This is a genomic window from Sporosarcina sp. FSL W8-0480, from assembly GCF_037963765.1.
Taxonomy (GTDB): Bacteria; Bacillota; Bacilli; order Bacillales_A; family Planococcaceae; genus Sporosarcina.
The window spans coordinates 2,707,634-2,725,783 of record NZ_CP150166.1 but is presented as its reverse complement, the minus strand read 5'-3'; the positions used below and the strand labels follow the sequence as shown (position 1 = coordinate 2,725,783).

The 18,150-nt window shown below is 39.4% G+C and carries 22 protein-coding genes and 1 riboswitch; of the genes, 11 read left to right on the top strand and 11 right to left on the bottom strand.

Annotated features, from left to right (window positions below):
• Nucleotides 1–4 precede the first annotated feature (4 nt).
• Nucleotides 5–331 carry a thioredoxin family protein gene (locus NSQ43_RS14100; RefSeq protein WP_339251201.1) on the top strand — a complete coding sequence of 109 codons (327 nt, stop codon included), beginning with the start codon at nucleotides 5–7 and terminating at the stop codon, nucleotides 329–331.
• Between the two features lie 43 nt (nucleotides 332–374).
• Here NSQ43_RS14100 and NSQ43_RS14095 read toward each other — a convergent pair whose 3' ends face one another.
• The gene (locus tag NSQ43_RS14095; protein ID WP_339251199.1) at nucleotides 375–653 is read right to left on the bottom strand and encodes an AbrB/MazE/SpoVT family DNA-binding domain-containing protein; all 279 of its coding nucleotides are present in this window, start codon (nucleotides 651–653) and stop codon (nucleotides 375–377) included.
• Between the two features lie 195 nt (nucleotides 654–848).
• On the opposite strand from NSQ43_RS14095, the gene NSQ43_RS14090 reads away from it, so the two are divergent.
• The 3 genes from NSQ43_RS14090 to NSQ43_RS14080 all read left to right on the top strand — a co-directional run bounded on the left by NSQ43_RS14090 (nucleotide 849) and on the right by NSQ43_RS14080 (nucleotide 3,837).
• Entirely contained in the window at nucleotides 849–1,706 is an 858-nt protein-coding gene (locus NSQ43_RS14090) for a YitT family protein (RefSeq protein WP_339251197.1), read from the top strand.
• Between the two features lie 245 nt (nucleotides 1,707–1,951).
• Nucleotides 1,952–2,058, top strand: a riboswitch (SAM riboswitch).
• A gap of 71 nt (nucleotides 2,059–2,129) precedes the next feature.
• A complete protein-coding gene (gene metA / locus NSQ43_RS14085) occupies nucleotides 2,130–3,038 on the top strand; it encodes a homoserine O-succinyltransferase (RefSeq protein WP_339251195.1) in 909 nt (302 codons plus the stop codon).
• A gap of 124 nt (nucleotides 3,039–3,162) precedes the next feature.
• A complete protein-coding gene (locus NSQ43_RS14080; RefSeq protein ID WP_339254930.1) occupies nucleotides 3,163–3,837 on the top strand; it encodes a DUF421 domain-containing protein in 675 nt (224 codons plus the stop codon).
• 56 nt (nucleotides 3,838–3,893) lie between these two features.
• Here NSQ43_RS14080 and NSQ43_RS14075 read toward each other — a convergent pair whose 3' ends face one another.
• Complete coding sequence (locus NSQ43_RS14075; RefSeq protein ID WP_339251193.1) at nucleotides 3,894–4,556, bottom strand: HAD-IB family hydrolase; 663 nt, start codon at nucleotides 4,554–4,556, stop codon at nucleotides 3,894–3,896.
• Between the two features lie 107 nt (nucleotides 4,557–4,663).
• Between NSQ43_RS14075 and NSQ43_RS14070 the strand changes: the two genes are divergently transcribed.
• A complete protein-coding gene (locus NSQ43_RS14070; RefSeq protein WP_339251191.1) occupies nucleotides 4,664–5,557 on the top strand; it encodes an RluA family pseudouridine synthase in 894 nt (297 codons plus the stop codon).
• A gap of 85 nt (nucleotides 5,558–5,642) precedes the next feature.
• On the opposite strand, the gene NSQ43_RS14065 is transcribed toward NSQ43_RS14070, so the two are convergent.
• Entirely contained in the window at nucleotides 5,643–6,284 is a 642-nt protein-coding gene (locus NSQ43_RS14065; protein ID WP_339251189.1) for a spore coat protein, read from the bottom strand.
• A gap of 156 nt (nucleotides 6,285–6,440) precedes the next feature.
• Here NSQ43_RS14065 and NSQ43_RS14060 point away from each other — a divergent pair, with 156 nt between their 5' ends.
• Entirely contained in the window at nucleotides 6,441–7,724 is a 1,284-nt protein-coding gene (locus NSQ43_RS14060; protein WP_339254928.1) for a LysM peptidoglycan-binding domain-containing protein, read from the top strand.
• Nucleotides 7,725–7,779: 55 nt separating this feature from the next.
• Here NSQ43_RS14060 and NSQ43_RS14055 read toward each other — a convergent pair whose 3' ends face one another.
• Nucleotides 7,780–7,920: a hypothetical protein gene (locus tag NSQ43_RS14055; RefSeq protein WP_339251187.1), complete on the bottom strand. Its 141-nt coding sequence runs from the start codon at nucleotides 7,918–7,920 to the stop codon at nucleotides 7,780–7,782.
• 271 nt (nucleotides 7,921–8,191) lie between these two features.
• Between NSQ43_RS14055 and gdhA the strand changes: the two genes are divergently transcribed.
• The 3 genes from gdhA (at nucleotide 8,192) to NSQ43_RS14040 (ending at nucleotide 11,736) form a co-directional block, all read left to right on the top strand.
• A complete protein-coding gene (gdhA, locus tag NSQ43_RS14050; protein WP_339251185.1) occupies nucleotides 8,192–9,580 on the top strand; it encodes an NADP-specific glutamate dehydrogenase in 1,389 nt (462 codons plus the stop codon).
• A 175-nt stretch (nucleotides 9,581–9,755) separates the two neighbouring features.
• Nucleotides 9,756–10,967 (top strand): argininosuccinate synthase, encoded by a 1,212-nt coding sequence (locus tag NSQ43_RS14045; RefSeq protein WP_339251183.1) that lies wholly within the window; start codon nucleotides 9,756–9,758, stop codon nucleotides 10,965–10,967.
• A 184-nt stretch (nucleotides 10,968–11,151) separates the two neighbouring features.
• The gene (locus NSQ43_RS14040) at nucleotides 11,152–11,736 is read left to right on the top strand and encodes a YdcF family protein (protein ID WP_339251181.1); all 585 of its coding nucleotides are present in this window, start codon (nucleotides 11,152–11,154) and stop codon (nucleotides 11,734–11,736) included.
• Nucleotides 11,737–11,782: 46 nt separating this feature from the next.
• Here NSQ43_RS14040 and NSQ43_RS14035 read toward each other — a convergent pair whose 3' ends face one another.
• A complete protein-coding gene (locus NSQ43_RS14035) occupies nucleotides 11,783–12,577 on the bottom strand; it encodes a histidinol-phosphatase HisJ family protein (protein ID WP_339251179.1) in 795 nt (264 codons plus the stop codon).
• 146 nt (nucleotides 12,578–12,723) lie between these two features.
• Here NSQ43_RS14035 and NSQ43_RS14030 point away from each other — a divergent pair, with 146 nt between their 5' ends.
• Both NSQ43_RS14030 and rlmN read left to right on the top strand, forming a co-directional pair.
• Nucleotides 12,724–12,912, top strand: coding sequence for a hypothetical protein (locus tag NSQ43_RS14030; protein WP_339251177.1), 189 nt, complete (start codon nucleotides 12,724–12,726; stop codon nucleotides 12,910–12,912).
• A 95-nt stretch (nucleotides 12,913–13,007) separates the two neighbouring features.
• Entirely contained in the window at nucleotides 13,008–14,078 is a 1,071-nt protein-coding gene (rlmN, locus tag NSQ43_RS14025) for a 23S rRNA (adenine(2503)-C(2))-methyltransferase RlmN (protein WP_339251175.1), read from the top strand.
• Nucleotides 14,079–14,121: 43 nt separating this feature from the next.
• Here rlmN and NSQ43_RS14020 read toward each other — a convergent pair whose 3' ends face one another.
• The 6 genes from NSQ43_RS14020 to NSQ43_RS13995 form a co-directional block, all read right to left on the bottom strand.
• A complete protein-coding gene (locus tag NSQ43_RS14020) occupies nucleotides 14,122–14,496 on the bottom strand; it encodes a hypothetical protein (protein WP_339251173.1) in 375 nt (124 codons plus the stop codon).
• 115 nt (nucleotides 14,497–14,611) lie between these two features.
• Nucleotides 14,612–14,932 carry a general stress protein gene (locus tag NSQ43_RS14015; RefSeq protein ID WP_339251171.1) on the bottom strand — a complete coding sequence of 107 codons (321 nt, stop codon included), beginning with the start codon at nucleotides 14,930–14,932 and terminating at the stop codon, nucleotides 14,612–14,614.
• Between the two features lie 79 nt (nucleotides 14,933–15,011).
• Nucleotides 15,012–15,323 (bottom strand): hypothetical protein, encoded by a 312-nt coding sequence (locus NSQ43_RS14010; protein ID WP_339251169.1) that lies wholly within the window; start codon nucleotides 15,321–15,323, stop codon nucleotides 15,012–15,014.
• Between the two features lie 60 nt (nucleotides 15,324–15,383).
• Nucleotides 15,384–15,950, bottom strand: coding sequence for an SCO family protein (locus NSQ43_RS14005; protein ID WP_339251167.1), 567 nt, complete (start codon nucleotides 15,948–15,950; stop codon nucleotides 15,384–15,386).
• Nucleotides 15,937–17,346 carry a HAMP domain-containing sensor histidine kinase gene (locus NSQ43_RS14000; RefSeq protein WP_339251165.1) on the bottom strand — a complete coding sequence of 470 codons (1,410 nt, stop codon included), beginning with the start codon at nucleotides 17,344–17,346 and terminating at the stop codon, nucleotides 15,937–15,939. Before NSQ43_RS14000 ends, NSQ43_RS14005 begins: the two co-directional genes overlap by 14 nt.
• Nucleotides 17,346–18,023: a response regulator transcription factor gene (locus NSQ43_RS13995; protein WP_339251163.1), complete on the bottom strand. Its 678-nt coding sequence runs from the start codon at nucleotides 18,021–18,023 to the stop codon at nucleotides 17,346–17,348. Before NSQ43_RS13995 ends, NSQ43_RS14000 begins: the two co-directional genes overlap by 1 nt.
• Nucleotides 18,024–18,150: the final 127 nt, after the last annotated feature.

Genomic DNA, 18,150 nt, shown 5'->3' with positions numbered 1-18,150 from the left:
TTTGATGGAAAAACTTCAATCAGTTGAACAATTTGAGGAATTAAAGAATGGTGAACGTACAATGTTTATGTTTACAGCGGGTTGGTGTCCGGATTGCCGAGTGATTGATCCGATATTACCTGGACTTGAGGCGGATTATCCGGAGTATGAGTTTGTTTCTGTGGATCGTGATGAGTTTATTGATATTTGTCAGGAATTGGATGTTTTTGGAATTCCAAGTTTTATCGCGTTTCATGAAGGGAAAGAAGTGGGGCGTTTTGTAAGTAAGGATCGGAAGACTCGTGAGGAAATTGAGGAGTTTATAAATGGGTTGGGGTCAATCTCTAAATAATAAAAAAAGGGCTACGGAGAAGAAAACTCCGTTGCCCACTTTGTTATTCCCATGTGTTATAGTCTTCAATTTCCTTTTTTAGAAGTTCTGCTCCCCTTGGGCTGATATACATTCCATTGGAGAGTTTTTTGTTTTGGAGTGATATTTCTCCTGTAATCACGCAAGCCTCGTCGACTACATATTTTCGTAGGATTATTTTGTCATTGTCAACGAAAATTTCCATCGGTACTCCTTGATCTAACCCCAAACTCCTTCTTAGTTCCTTCGGGATTACAATTCTACCAAGGTGGTCTACTTTCCGTACGATACCCAGACTTTGCATAATATCCTCCCTAACATTGGAATTTTTAGTATATTGTTACTTATATCATATCAGACGATTATAAAAAATACAAAAATATGAATATATTTTCCATTAGATATAACTATGCCCTTTTCACAAGCTTTAAAACTATTCTAAACACGTTTTTCTGTTAAAATAGTTAAGGCTTTTCTAAGAGAGGGGAATTGAGTACACATGTCTTTTATCCATAAAAAGTCGGTTGTTTTTGACTATGTCCAAATCATATTCGGCTCTGCATTGGTTGCCCTTGCTTTTAATATATTTTTATTGCCTTCAAGGATTGCGGCGGGAGGAATATCTGGTGTTAGTACGATTCTTTACGAGTTATTTGGGTATAATCCCGCAATTGTTCAATGGTTAATTAATATTCCGTTGATTGTATTAGGACTGCTTCTTGCGGGGAAAGAGTTTAGTGCAAAAACGATTGTTGGCACTTTTTGCGTTCCACTTGTCATTTATTTGACGGCGGGTCTTGATGTGCCAATTGATAATCCGTTATTGAGCTCTATTTATGGTGGAATTGTGCTTGGTATTGGTCTTGGAATTGTTTATCGAGGGAATGGGTCGACTGGTGGTACGGCGTTAATCGCTCAGTTGTTGAAGAAGTATACAGGCATTTCCAGTGGTTTCTCGCAATTGATTGTTGATGGGGTGGTTGTTGTTACATCCGCTTTTGTTTTCAACTTTGAACTTGCATTGTATGCGTTGATGTCGATTTATGTCACGAGTAAAGTAATCGACTTTGTTCAGTTGCAAACGTCGCCAACGAAGTTAGTGCTTATTATTACTGATAATGAAGAGAGAGTCCAATCGATTATTAAGAATGAGATTGATCGTGGTTTAACGAAGGTGAAGTCGACGGGTGGATTTTCGAATGATGAGAAGACGATGATTTTTTGTGTTGTGGAGCAATCGGAGGCAGTTTATTTGAAAAAGGTTTTACAAGCAGCTGAGCCTTCGTCATTTGTCATTTTTCTAAACGCCTCAGAAATATTAGGTCTTGGATTCTCAAAAGCAAAGATTCATCAATAATAAAACTGTTGCTTTACGTTTTAGGCGGACGCTTTCCGCGCTCACGGCTTCCGCTAACCACTCCCTGCTCGTAACGCTGCGCTTTTACTCGCAAAAGCCGTTCTTCGTAACGGCTTTCGCTCGAGTCGCCGCCTTCCACTTCAAGCAACGGAAATTACAAACCACGTATATTCTTTCATTAATGGATTAATGAATAAAGGTATACAATCTTTAAAAGAATGATATAATAGTTCACAATTGAATAATTCTTATTAAGAGAAGCTGAGGGATTTGGCCCGATGACGCTTCAGCAACCTCTGCATTAGCAGGAAGGTGCTACCTCCAACAAGATGTCAATCTTGAAAGATAAGAACGAAGAAAATTCGATATATCCTCGTTCCTATCATTGGAACGAGGTTTTTTTAATATTAAGGGGGAATTCTAATGCCGATAAATATACCAGAGCATTTGCCAGCACGGGAAATCTTGAAAGAGGAAAAGATTTTTGTCATGGATGAAGGGCGTGCATCAAGTCAAGATATCCGTCCGTTGAACATACTTATATTAAATTTAATGCCCGAGAAAGAAAAAACGGAGCTTCAATTACTTCGGCTGCTTGGAAATACGCCATTACAAGTGAATATCACCTTTTTGAACACAGCTTCGTATGAATCAAAGAACGTTAGTAAGAATCACTTGGATTCATTTTACACGACATTTGATTCTGTTAAAAATCGTCGTTTTGACGGACTGATTATTACAGGAGCGCCTATTGAGCATCTTGAATTTGAGGATGTCCTTTATTGGGATGAGTTAAAAGAGATTATGGATTGGTCTAAGACGAATGTTACTTCCGTATTACATATTTGTTGGGGTGCTCAGGCTGCATTATATCACCATTTTGGCCTTAATAAATTTGAGTTGTCGACGAAGCTATCCGGCGTGTTCCGACATACATTGACAGATCCAACAGTTCGATTAGTAAGGGGGTTTAATGATATTTTCGAAGCGCCGCATTCCCGATACACATCTGTATCAATTGACGAGATTGAGCGAAATGACGACTTGAAGTTATTGGCGGTATCCAAGGATGCGGGTGCGTTCATCATTTTATCCAAAGATGAAAAACATATTATGATAACTGGTCATTTGGAATATGATGCTTGTACACTTGGAGAAGAATATGAACGTGATTTGAAAAAGGGAATCGATATTGAGATGCCGGAAAATTATTATCCGAATAACGACATAACAAAAGAACCACTCAATACATGGCGGTCTCATACACATTTGCTATTCTCGAATTGGCTTAACTACTACGTTTACCAAGAAACTCCTTACGAATGGGAGTAAAACGACTGTAATATTCGGGGAGCGTTTATTTTCTCCGTATATTGTCCGTGTTAAGTTACACACTATCCTCTAATGGAGGTGTGTGGAATTGCATGACATAATTGATAAAATGGACTTCTGGGAAATGATGCTTCGAACAACTCTCTCATTCATAATATTAATGATCCTTGCAAGGATGATGGGAAAGAAACAGATTTCACAACTTACTTTTTTCCACTACGTCACTGGGATTACAATAGGTTCAATTGCTGCGGAGATTGCCGGACAATCAGAAACCCCATTTCTTAATGGTGCAATTGCAATGATTTGGTGGGGCGTTCTAACAATTTTAGTGAATTTATTAACCGTGAAATCGAAGAAAGCAAGAGTTCTTTTCGATGACTCCCCGACGATTATTATCCATAAAGGTAAAATTAGTGAAAAGGGCATGAAAAAGGCACGGATCACTTTGAATGATTTAAATATGATGCTACGTGAGCAAAGTATATTTGCAGTTGCAGATGTGAATTATGCAATCCTTGAGACGAATGGTCAATTAAGTGTCATGAAGAAGGCTAACAAGGAGGCCGCAACACGCCAAGATGTAAAAGCACCAGGAAAAGATCCGAAATATATTCCTACGGAAATTATTTCTGACGGGAAATTGATAAAAGAAAATCTGACTGAACTTGCTTTGACTGAAGAATGGGTATATGAGCAGCTTAAGAAAAATGGGATTAATAAAGTAGACCATGTTTATTATGCCGAGATTCTTGAAAACGGAACTCTCCATATCGATCAGCGGACAGAAGAAAAGTGATTCAATAAAAGGCCCGAGATGATTACTCCTCATTTCGGGCAATTTTTTGTTATCGGTTAAAGAATTGCCCAGTCCCTTTCAATTGCAACTCTTTCAAGCCTCTCTTCAGGCTTCACAGCCACTGGTTTGCCGACAAGTTCAAGGACTGGCAGATCGGATATGCTATCGCCGTAGGCAAAGCTGTTTTTCCAGTCGATATTCTTCCCGGCAAGAGATTCCGTGATTTTATCGTTTTTTCGTCTTCCTTGTATATGATAAATGGAAATTTCGCGATTGAACATGCCGTCTTCGGTAAACGGGATATCCGTTCCTATTATTGTATCAAAGCCCAGATCCCCTGTAGCGGCATGTAGTAAGGATGTATAGGCGCCGGAAACAAGCATGACATGGACGCCGTCATCTTTATGTTGATTCAGTCGGTTAATGACATCTTTATTAAAGCCCTCACGCATACTTTCTTTCATTTCAAAAAAATAGTCGTCTAACTCTTTTTTTGATAAAGTATGTAAAGCATTTGCATAAATTTGCATGGACCGTTCCTTCATTGTTGGTTCGGGAACAAGCTTTAATTTATACCCTATGTATAGAGGCAGGATTTTACGAAAAAAAGATTTGTATTTTGGGCCATGTTGCGGATGGTGTTTCAAATGGTCCATCAATAATTGAAATGTTTCCTTTGAATACAAAGTGCCATCGAAATCGAATATTGCAATGCGCATGAAATTCCCCCAATTAGTTTATGAGCTTTGTATAAGATGATACAGTGTTTGTTTTCAGAGTACAAATTATGGATAATGAAGGAGTAAAGAGAGGAGATTGGAAGGAAATGAATCACAAGAAAACGAGGGAAGACTCTTTCTTTTTTCAGGTGACTGAAGAAGCGGAACTATTACCTTTTTTACTCGAAAATATGAAAAAGAATAGCCGTAACTCCATTAAGTCCATGTTAACGAGAGGACAAGTATCGGTAAATGGCCAATTAGTTACGAAACATAATCATAAATTAGTTGCGGGACAGAAGGTCGAAATCCTTAACAATAAATCAGCGCGGAATGAAAGCTCACTCACGGGCCTTTCAATTATCTATGAGGACGAGTCTATTATTGTTATCGAGAAGGAAGCAGGTCTCTTATCAATGGCTGCAAAAGATAAGAATGAGAAAACAGCTTTCAGTGAAGTTTCGTCCTATGTGAAGAAACAAAATCCTCAGCAAAGAATTTTCATCGTCCATCGATTGGACAGGGATACATCCGGAGTGCTTTTATTCGCGAAAAGTGAAAAAGTGAAAATGCAATTGCAAGACAACTGGGATGAATTTGTGAAAGAGAGAATCTATACTGCATTAGTCCAAGGAAATGTTAAGAAAGACAAAGATACGATAAAATCTTGGTTGAAGGAGACAAGGACGTATAAGGTCTATTCGAATCCTACAGATAACGGCGGGCAACTTGCCATTACCCATTACCGTAAAATCCGTTCAAACCCTCAATATTCATTGTTGGAAGTTCGTTTGGAAACAGGGAGGAAAAACCAAATTCGTGTTCATATGGAGGAAATCGGGCATCCGGTTGTAGGGGATAAGAAATATGGTTCCACCGTCAATCCTATTAAGCGCCTTGGACTTCATGCAACTGCGTTAACGATTGTCCATCCGATATCTAAAGAAATTATGAAGTTCGAATCAGAAATTCCGAAATCGTTTCTTCATAAATCACTGTAATGAAAGCCGCCACGATCAATGTCGTGGCGGCTTTTACACTTATCATCCAGGTTCGAGAGGCAAAACCGCCGCCCTACGCTTTAGTTTATTGTAAGGGGTTTGGCGGCAATGCTGGTTGCCCTTGAGCAGATGCATAGGAATTTACGATTTGCTGCATGTCCTGTTGTGCAAGCTGCGGTACTTGGTAATAATGATGCTTGTTCTGGTAAAGGGCAAGCTCGTAAGCCATTTCAATGCAGTTCGGTATAGAGTCTTGTAAAACGCGTCTTACGACAGGGTTGCACGTCTCAAGTGCTGCCGCAGTCTTACCAGTCGCATTTGCTTTTGCACTGCCAAGAAGATAACCAGAAATCATTTCATCCGTTATTTCATTTGAATTTTGCATTGGCTTTTTCGGTTGTGATTGTTTCATCCCATATATGAAATCATTGCTTTGTTTCATTTTATAACTTCCGGTTGGATGGGAAGGATCCTGTCCCGTTTTAAAGCACTCGACGGTAATATTGTATTCATCCAATGCAAATCGATATTGTCTATCGAGGATGTCCAATAATTCGGGGTCCTTTACATGAGGTCGCAAAATCATTGCCAGATTCAACCCTGCGATTGCGCTTGAAAGGACTTCATGGACGTCGAATAATTCATGGCCACCATGGTTCATAGTCGGGGGAACGGTTCCAGTGTGCATATTTTGGTGCATTTCTCCGCCAAATTGATTTTGTGTCAATTAATTTCCTCCTTCAGTAGATGTTATCAATCGCAAGTAGTATGGCTTTGACGAAGTGGTATATGCGTGAAAAAAACGAAAATCAAGCATAATCATGAGCTTTTAAAAATAGCATGGGAGAAAGGACATTTTGTCTACGAAAGGCAGAGGATGAATTTGCAAATCCATGTTGTGCAATCAGGACAAAGCTTATATGGAATCGGTCAGACATATGGAATATCCTATGAGGAAATTGCAAAGGCTAATGAATTGGAGGATCCGTCTCGGCTTGCGGTTGGTCAAGCATTGGTCATTCCGATTGTAGGAAGTTATCACTGGGTTCAAGCGGGTCAAACGCTTTATACCATTTCGCAATTGTATGGATTGACATTTGAGGAACTGGCAAGGTTAAATGGAATTTCGCCAAATAGCGTTTTATATGTAGGACAGCGATTGTATATACCTCAAAGGGAAAAGACGATAATCGATGTCTTCCTCTATGTTGAGCCAAGGGAAGCGATAATGGAGTCTACCGTCGCAGAAGTCAGGAGAAGGCTTCGCGATTTAACGTATTTGGGCATGTTCAGTTATGAAGCGCAGCGGGATGGATCGTTAAAAGCTCCACCGATGGATGATATACCTGCTATCGCTACACAAGCTAACGTATTGAATGCAATGGTCATAACTAACATGGAGGAATTTTCTTTCAGCCCTGAATTGGCGCATGTCCTATTCTCTGACCTACAAGTCCAGAATCGCCTTTTTGAAAATATCGTCCAAACAGCGAAAAGAATAGGGTTTAGCGATATCCACTTCGACTTTGAGTTTATAAGACCCTCCGATAGGCAATTGTATATTCAGTTCATACGCAGTGCCCGAGCGCGCTTTCATGCGGTTGGTCTAACGATATCCGTGGCGTTACCACCAAAAACAAGTGACAGTACGACTAGTATTTATGGTGGTATCGATTATAAATCCCTTGGTGAAATATGTGATTTTGTCACATTGATGACCTATGAATGGGGGTATACGTACAGTGATCCGCAGGCTGTCAGTCCGCTAAATCAAGTTCGTCGGGTTGTGGAATTTGCGGTTAGTCAAATACCATCCGAAAAAATCTTCCTTGGACAGAATCTATATGGGTACGATTGGACCTTTCCGTATCCACCGGAAACCGGGGTGGCGGCAAGAGCGCTCAGCCCTCAACAGGCAGTTAATTTGGCGATCTCAAGAAATGTTGGTATCCAATTCGATACAACTGCGCAGGCACCATTCTTCCTTTATTGGGATGATAATGGCGTACGTCACGATGTTTGGTTTGAGGACGCGCGAAGCATTCAAGCTAAGTTCAACTTGATAAAGGAATTTAATTTAAGAGGGATCATGTACTGGAAGTTAGGATTATCATTCCCTCAAAATTGGTTGTTACTCCATGACAACTTTATTGTTAGAAAGAGATGAAAAAATCGAACCATATGTGCATCTTTGCACATATGGTTCATTTTATCATCATAATTTAGTCGCCTGAAATATAGTCTATCATGTTTTGGAAAATATCCACGTTAGGATTGATCAACAGAGCAGGTAGGAATGCAAAAGCCATAACGATCATTACATTGGCTCCGATGACAGCACGCAAAAATTTGGTGAATTTCATAAAGCATCTCCTCTTTCTCCTTGAATTTGTTTTCCAATAATGTGAAAGCCTAATAATAATCTATGTTTTAAAACCGCAAAATGATTTTATTTTCACAAAATACCTTTCGACATTATTTTAAAAATTCGACATAATTATGTTAAGAATTTATCTGTTTTTGAAAAAAATGTTGAATAGCTTCATATTTTCAGTAATAATAATGAACAACGGAAGTATTTTTTGAATATTTATTATTTAAATTGTGAATTGATGCAGCCGTTCTTCGAAAGGGATGATAGAAATGAAAAATGTAGAAATTAGCCATAATAACAAGAGTCGGGCAAATGATTATGTGCATGAAGTATACGAGTTAGTTAAAAAACGAAACACCGATGAAAAGGAATTTTTACAAGCCATTAGGGAGATTTTTGTCTCGCTACGGCCGGTCTTTGCCAAACATCCCGAATACATACGAGACGGAATTTTAGAACGTATAACCGAACCAGAGAGAATCATCTCATTTCGGGTGGCTTGGGAGGACGATCAAGGAAGAGTGCATGTTAACCGTGGATACCGTGTGCAGTTTAATAGTGAATTAGGTCCGTATAAAGGCGGTATCCGTTTTCATCCTTCTGTAAACAGTAGCATTATGAAATTTCTTGCATTCGAACAAATCTTTAAAAATGCATTGACTGGACAACCGATAGGTGCTGGAAAAGGCGGATCTGACTTTGATCCTAAAGGAAAATCGGAGCGGGAAATTATGCGGTTCACCCAAAGTTTCATGACCGAATTAAGCAAACATATAGGTTCCGACATGGACGTTCCTGCAGGTGATATTGGTGTAGGAAAACGAGAAATCGGTTATATGTTTGGTCAATATAATCGCTTGAAGGGCGGTTTTGAAGCGGGTGTCTTGACCGGTAAGGACCCGAATTATGGCGGATCTCTTGGCCGGAAGGAAGCAACGGGATATGGCACCGTGTACTTTGTGGAGGAAATGTTGAATGAGAGTGGAATGTCATTCAAAGATAGTACGGTAATTGTGTCGGGATCGGGGAATGTATCGACTTATGCGATGGAAAAAGCGCAGCATTTAGGTGCAAAAGTTGTTGCTTGTAGCGATTCAGGCGGCTATATATACGACAAGAATGGTATTGATCTTGAAACGGTTAAGCGTCTGAAAGAGGTTGAGAACAAGCGGATTTGGGAATACCGGAAAACCCATCCACACGCCGAATACGTTGAGGATTGTTCGAAAATCTGGTCGATCCCTTGTGATATAGCACTTCCTTGCGCTACTCAGAACGAAATTGATGAAGCTTCGGCAAAACTGCTTATCAAGAATGGTCTGAAAGCGATTGGTGAAGGGGCTAATATGCCATGTACGATTGAAGCGATTGAATTATTCCTGAAGAATGGAACGCTCTTCGCACCTGCAAAAGCTGCAAATGCTGGTGGAGTTGCAGTTTCAGCTATGGAAATGTCTCAAAATAGTATGCGTCTTGCTTGGACGGCGGAAGAAGTCGACGAGCGATTGAAAATTGTTATGAAAAATATCTATGGCAGCTGTAAGGATGCAGCGGAGAGTTTTGGCAAGCCGGGTAATCTTGTAATGGGCGCAAACATTGCCGGATTCCTAAAAGTCGCAAACGCAATGGTCGCCCACGGAATTCGATAATCTGAAAACTACCTCATGGGTAGTTTTTTTACGCTTATTAACGAGCGTTTCCGGGAATAAACGAGCGTTTTCAAGGTTAATTTTAATAATTTCACTTGTAATTCAAAACATCTGTGATATCATAAAAATACACTTAAATGAATAAAGATGCATATATGTGAATTAGGAGGATGAGATGATGGGAAATAAAAAAGTGGTTTTGGCTTATTCAGGTGGGTTAGACACTTCGGTTGCTGTGCAATGGTTAACAGATAAAGGGTACGACGTTGTAGCTTGTTGTTTGGACGTTGGGGAAGGGAAAGACTTGAACTTCATCCAGCAGAAAGCTTTACAAGTCGGTGCTGTGAATAGTTATGTGATCGATGCGAAAGAAGAATTTGCTCAGGAATATGCACTCCTTGCATTACAAGCACGTACGTATTATGAAGATAAATATCCGCTTGTCTCGGCATTATCTCGTCCTTTAATCTCCAAAAAATTGGTCGAAGTTGCACATAAGGAAAACGCAACTGCCGTGGCACATGGCTGCACTGGGAAAGGGAATGACCAAGTCCGATTTGAAGTAGCGATAAAGGCATTGGATCCGACACTTGAAGTCATTGCACCTGTTCGTGAATGGAGCTGGTCTCGTGAAGAAGAGATTGCATATGCGAAGGAGAAAAACATTCCTATACCGGTTGATCTCGACAGTCCGTATTCCATCGACCAAAATTTATGGGGTCGAAGCAATGAATGTGGAATCTTGGAGGATCCATGGGCAGCACCTCCTGAAGAGGCATACGGCTTAACAACTTCCATCGAAAACTCCCCGGACAAACCGGATATTATTGAGATTGGATTTGAAAAGGGGGTACCGGTGAGCATTGACGGAAAGCATTACCCTTTAAGCGAGCTTATTTTGAAATTAAATGAAATTGCCGGCAAACATGGCGTCGGACGAATCGATCATGTGGAAAACCGACTTGTCGGCATCAAATCGCGTGAAGTGTACGAATGCCCGGGTGCTGTGACGTTATTGAAAGCACATAAAGAGCTCGAAGATTTGACACTTGTTAAAGACATCGCACACTTTAAACCGATTGTTTCACAAAAACTGAGCGAATTGATCTATAACGGTCTATGGTTCTCTCCATTGAGAAATGCACTCGAAGCTTTTGTGAAGGAGACTCAGCAATACGTCAACGGCGTTGTTCGCGTGAAATTATTCAAGGGGCATGCAATTGTTGAAGGAAGAAAGTCAGCAAACTCCCTTTATGATGAAAAGCTTGCAACATATACTTCTGATGACCAATTTGACCAATCCGCTGCAGTCGGATTCATTCAACTATGGGGATTGCCAACTGAAGTGCATAGTACTGTGAATAAACAACAAAAAGTCAAAAACTGATTTAATTCGCCTCCTACTGACAAAGTAGGGGGCTTTTGATTTTATAATATAAATATTTTTGAAGAATGGAACTATCTTCCACTGCGCATCGTCTAAGGTTATATAGATTAATTGATAGATTGCTTTTGATTTATATACGACGATGGATTCTCATATATTTAAATTAACAATAGCAGGTGATGCAGTGAGAAAATCAAAGAAGATGGGGATAGCGATAGGGATTGCACTTGTATTATTTGGAGGAGTATTAGTATGGTTTTTGATAGGGAAGTGGATTGCCGAAGGACAAGAGCCCGTGGCCGACGGTACGAATGAATACGCAATTATTCTTGGCGCTAAAGTGAATGGAGAAACCCCATCACTTACTTTGCACTATCGACTAAAAGCGGCGCTCTCATATGCGGAAACTCACCCTGATGTCCGGTTCATTTTGTCAGGAGGGCAAGGTCCAGATGAAGATATTGCGGAAGCGGAAGCAATGAGGAGATATCTGACAGAGCATGGAATTGATGAAGATCGATTGCTGATCGAAGCCCAATCAACATCGACATATGAAAATCTCCTCTATTCTAAAAAGCTTCTTCCGGAAGATGTTGAATCGATAACAATTATAACAAGCGACTTCCATTTGGCACGTGCACGTATGCTTGCGGATAGCCTTGGACTGAAGACTGATGCATTGGCAGCAAAAACACCGGAATCGGTGAAGGTCCAACAACATATTCGAGAGAGACTCGCAATCATTAAGACATATATCGTTGGTAAATGAATAAGCTGTATCTCCATTAATTTGGAGAATACAGCTTTACTTTTGTTCATAATTTGTCTATCGAGTGGAAAATGGGTTCCTTGTTATTAAATGTTGTTATATATGAAAATCCAATCGACTTTAATAACTCAAGCGACTCCTTGAATTGAAAAGCGATATCCTTGGGTTTATGGGCGTCTGATCCCAATGTAATTATTTCGCCACCGTGTTGTTTGTAAAGCTTAAGAATATCATCACTTGGCAAACCATTCGGCAAACCATAACGCACACCCGATGTATTTAATTCGATCCCTTTACCTGCGGGAATGATGTGATTGAAGATTTCAGATAAAAGTTCATGGAAATTGTTTTGGACAATCTCCGGAGTAGATCTCTTTATCAAATCTAAATGCCCTAAAATCGAGTAGTTATCGAAGTTTTTCACGCAATAAAGCAATTCATTATAATAACTTAGAAAAGCCTCTCCAGCTGATTTCCCCTTGAAAATCTCTCCGTAATGCAAACCCTTTCGTTCAACAGTATGCATCGAACAGATGATGAAATCGAACGATTCCCCATTCAGCATATCATCATATCGTTGCAATAGATGTGGCTGAACACCGATTTCTACGCCTTTACGAATGATGATTTGTCCACCGTAAATCTGGCGTAACTCCTCAATCCGCTCCGTGTATTGTTGTTTATCAAAATCAAATTCGATTAACTCATCCGGATAATCATAATCGATATGTTCAGTAAAGCAGATTTCAGAGAGACCTTTTGCAATGGAGCCTTTGACCATATCTTCCATCTCAACTTTGCAATCCTTTGAAAACGAGCTATGCATATGATAATCAAACATTGTATTTTCCTCCAAAACGAATTTGTACTTTTATCATAACATTGATGAATTCGTGAATCTAAGGAAGTGTAAAATAGAATACAATGCAAACTGAAAAGCTGTTATACTTATGTAAAATGCATAGGTTAAGGAAGGCAGGCATGTAGATGACTACACCAAAATATATCGATATTGCACTCATCATTTTCTTGGGCTATTTTGCAATTGATCGTTTTTCAAAAGGACAAACAGGCATTGCAATCATGTTCACTGTTCTGTCTTTGATGAATGTTTTTGTTTTAATTATGAAGATCAAGCAGGATAAAAAAACATGTGAAAGACTCAAAATAAAGTAAAGGCTGCAAATTTAAAAATGCAGCTTTTTTTCTTCTGTTTTGTCCATTTTCATGATATAATGACTGAATGCCAAGCTTAGAGGTGAGGAATTGACATGAAAAAATCAATTTACGGGTTAACATTGGAACAGCTGACAGCTTTCCTTGTAGATAATGGACAAAAGAAATTCCGTGCTGCACAAGTGTGGGACTGGCTTTATAAGAAGCGTGTCATCAACTTTGCGGACATGACAAATATAAATAAAGAATGCCTTCAATTATTAGATGAGAACTTTGCTATACAGACTCTTGAGGAGTCGGTGAAACAAGTTTCGGATGACGGAACGATTAAGTTCCTCTTCAAAATGCAGGATGGGAACTTGATCGAAACTGTTTTGATGAAATTTCCTTACGGGCAATCGGTTTGTGTAACGACACAAGTCGGATGCAATATCGGCTGCAGTTTCTGTGCAAGTGGTCTATTGCGGAAAAACCGCGATTTGGAAGCTGGTGAAATTGTCGGCCAAATTATGAAAGTGCAAGAGCATCTTGATAATTTGGGTGGTGGCGAACGTGTCAGCCATATCGTTGTAATGGGGATTGGTGAGCCGTTTGATAATTACACGAACTTGATGAATTTCCTACGTGTCGTCAATGACCAAAATGGTCTGTCAATTGGTGCACGCCATATCACCGTGTCAACAAGTGGCTTAACACCGAAAATCCGTGAGTTCGCGGAAGAAAATATTCAGATCAATTTGGCAGTATCCTTACATGCACCGAATAATGAATTGCGCAGTCAAATTATGAAAATCAATAAAGCTTTCCCAATCGAGAAATTGATGGATGCTATTGATTACTATTTGGAAGCGAAAAATCGCCGGATTACATTCGAGTACATCCTGTTGGATGACGTGAATGATCATGTGACGGAAGCTGAACAATTGGCGAAACTGCTTCATAATAAACGCCATTTGTCTTATGTAAACCTAATTCCGTATAATCCAGTCGATGAACACGGGCAATACAAGCGAAGCAAACCAGAGGCGATCAAAGCGTTTTACGAAACATTGAAAAAGCGTGGGATCAACTGTGGTGTCCGTCTCGAACACGGTACAGACATCGACGCAGCTTGTGGTCAATTGCGTAGTAAGCAAATTAAGAAAGAAAAAGTCAAAGCAAATTAACAAAAACGCATGCTCTCCTTATTTGAAGGGCATGCGTTTTTTCTTATTTATTTTTCATTTTTCGAATAGCGATAACGATAAATTGAACGATCACCGCAATCCCAAATCCGAATGTTGTGATGATGAAAAGAGAAAGAACACCAATCAAATCACCGAATCCATTCGTGTCCATAAGAAAACTTCTAAAGAACTCAGCGAATCCTAAAACAAGGGCTGCCATAAAAATTCTGAAGGCGATTTTAAACTTATAAAATAGTAGTGATGAAGCAAGAATTCCGACTGTTAAGCTAAATACACCAAAAGTTAAGTAGTTTTTTAGAACCAATTCCGTCCCTAAAATCGTTCGAATTCCTAATATTAAGAGACAGAAGGAAGTCAAACCTGTAAAGAACCCAATTTTCCATAACTTTTTATCCATTGACCTGCACCCACCTTCAGTACATATCATAACGGAAAAAGCGATGAAAGGGTAGAAAAAGAAGAAAGGCTGTCCCATCAGAAAAACCATCCAATGAAACAGCCATAATCAATTTTTATTTTTTAGCAATCAGGACAAGCTTCCCGTGGTCAAGTTCACGTTCAGCATCTGCAGCATCCTCGGCAGTTAAGCCGGCAGCTTCCATTTTGCTTCGAAGTTCATCCCCACGTGAAGTGAGCATGTTTTTCATGCTGTCAAGGAATCCCTGCTCCTTCATACCGACCTTTTCAGTATCCAGTGCCTCAGTAATATCATCGGATCTTTTTTTATCATGTGCGAAAATATAAATGTCATCGTGAGTATATCCTTGTTTTGTCAATTCCTCGATTTCATTTTTAGCTTGAACAGCATTTTCTACGATTTTTTTGATTACCATTTTAAATTACCTCCCAAACGTATTTGTTTTTATATACCTCTAACAGGGCATAATTAAACAAATAGCAAATGTTGGTTCGTTAAAATGAATAATAATTCCCTTTTAACTTCCGATACGATTCGATGAACTCATTTGGATTGGTTTTCAGTTCGAATGTGATAACCCCTCTGTTTGTATGGAGGTAAAACAAGCCTGTTCCATTTGAAAAAGGGCGGTAGGATAAATCATGTACATGTTCAAGAGAAAAAGTGTTTTGCTCTGTTTTGATGGAGTCCTGAAATAACTGGATGGTATTGGATGATTGCTGATGTTTTTGCTCAAACCAATCGATGGATCGATTTACTGTAAAATAATGTAGAGAAGCAATACATTCATTTATTGAATCTTTCAAGTGCATCCTCCTTGAAATTATTATTGCTCTAATCGTATCAGTTTTTCATAATTATGCCAATTATTTCAGAAGTTTAGTTACCTGCTCCAATACTTGCTCAACAAAATTTTCCTCCACATAGTTGAATTCATTGACGATTTGACCATCCTGATTGATGATATAAAAGTTTGTTCCGTGAATAACCTGGCTCGAAGTTTTGGGCTTTTGGACAATTGTTTGGAATTGATTTAACGCTAAACTCTCGATGGTTTCCTGTGAATAGCCGGTCAGCAGATGCCAATTCGATTCATCTTCCGTGAATTGACTAATATAATCTTTCAAGACTATTGGAGAATCAATGTCCGGGTCTACTGTAAAAGATACAAATTCAACATCAAGGCCTCTCTCATTGACTTTTTTTTGCAAATTGGCCATTTCACTTGTCATCTGTGGGCAAACTGTTGTACAGCCGATGAAGATGAAATCCGCAATCCATACTTTTCCGGCCAATTGGTCTGTTCCAAATGGATTTCCATTTTGATCTGTGAAAGAAAAAGAGGTGACCTCTCTGCCTGTTTGTTGTGAAGAATCACATGCGACAAGGAGGAGAAGTGGAACAAGGAAACAGATTATTTTAATTGACCTCATCTTTCGTCCTCTCTTTCAAATGGATTTTAACAGAAGTTCCTATGGATGGATCGCTTTCTATGGAAAAAGTTCCTCCATGCAACCGTATAATTTCCTTAACAATCGAAAGCCCGAGTCCCGTTCCGCCAGTCGTTCGATTCCTTGCTTTATCTGTTCTGAAAAAGCGCTCGCCAATTCGATCGATGTCTTCCTTCGGGATATGGATTCCCTCGTTGTCGACTTGAAATTCGATGTATTTCCCGGATTTCTTCAATGTGATATTCAATCTCCCGGCTTCACGGGAATACTTAATTGCGTTGTCGATAACATTATAGAATACTTGTTGAATCCTTTGCGGATCCCCTGTAATAATGCTGTTTTCTTCAATGTTCATAGAAAGCTGCAGCCCTTTTTCGGCAACCAATATTTTGAATAAATCCATTGTATCCAATATGAGTTGCGCAATTGCAATGGGCTCATTATGAAGGGTATACAGATTTTCCTGTAAGTGGTTTAATTCGACGAGATCATTGACAAGTTTATTTAAACGGACTGTTTCTTTTTCAATGGTCGTTAAATAGCTCTCTGCTTCCTCAGGGGAAGAGTAGATTTTTGCTTTTAAGGCATGTGTGTATCCGCCTATATACGTCAACGGCGTCCGGAGTTCATGGACGATATTGGATGTGAATTCCTTCTTCCTTTTTTCCTGCTCCTCAAGCGATAGACTCATTGAATTAAAGGCATTCGTCAATTGTCCGATTTCATCTTCTCGATCTGTTTCGATTCGGCTGCTATAGTTCCCTTTGGATACTTCCGAAGACAGTCTTTGTAAATCACGTAATGGATTGAACATAGAGTTTAAAATTTTATTCATGACCATAAAGAGGGCAAAAAAGAACAGTGTGCCAACAGTTACCATTAGCGGTATGCTTTCGCGGAATACGTCTTGTATCGCAGCCAATGGGACATAAATATAAATGAATCCAATTAAACCTGACTCACCTTTAATAGGAAAAATGGCACCAATGATTTCGCGGCCAAGCTCATTGACATACCCTTTTTTAAGCAAATATGCTCCATTTTCCAGCCTTTTCCGGTCTGCATTGCCAACCAAGTTTTCATAGTTGATCTTGTAGGGGAAATAGGAGGAAAGGTCATCCAATCGATCGACAACGATGATTTCATATTCGGAAATAATATTATACCATTGGATTTTCTCGATGATTTCGTCGCTTAGTTCACCATAATGATAGTGGGAGGCTGTCCGTTTCCCTTGGTAAACTATAGATTCCTCGATACTTGAAATATAAAGTTGTGAATAAAGGAAGTGAATAAAGAAAAATGAAAATAGAATCGTGAATGCGATACTTGAGAGAAAGACGGTAAATAATTTTTTACTTAAGGTAAACCTTTTCATCATTTGGCCTCAAATTTATAGCCGATTCCCCATACGGTTTCAATCATGCTTCCCGCTTCGCCCATTTTCAAGCGTAGTGTTTTGATATGTGTATCGACTGTCCGATCCGTACTATGGTGGTTATTTCCCCATACTAATTCAAGAAGCTGTTCACGTGAATAGACCCGCCCTTTATTCTTAGCCAATGTTTCAAGGACTCCAAACTCTTTAAGTGTTAAAGGGAGCGGTTGATCATTCAAAGTGACCGTATGCGCATCGGAATCAATAACAAGGGGGCCTACGACAAAAGCTTGTCTCATTGGGTTGTTTTGATATGATCTTCTAAGAACGGATTCAACTCTTGCCAATAATTCACCCGGCATGAAAGGTTTGACGATATAATCATCGCCGCCAAGTTTCAGTCCTTCGATTTTATCCCATTCCTCACCTTTTGCGGATAAAAAAATTAGGGGAATATTTGCGTTTTGTTTCAATTCTTTAGCGAATTGAAAGCCATCCATATAGGGCATCATAACATCGACAATACATAAATCGGGTTGCTTTACTTTTATCTTAGATAGAGCATCGAGTCCATCGGTAGCTTCTTCGATGGAATAGCCATCACGTGCAAGGAAAGTGCGTATCAGCCTCCTCATTTGCGGCTCATCATCTATTATTAAAATTGAATAGGGGTTCATAGAAAAACCTCATTTCGAATGTTTTTACATATATAATAGGAAACTGTTGTGAAATACTTATGAAGAAGTACTTCATAATTACTTCTTAATTGATTGATACTATCATACTGAAGAAAATTTAAAACGT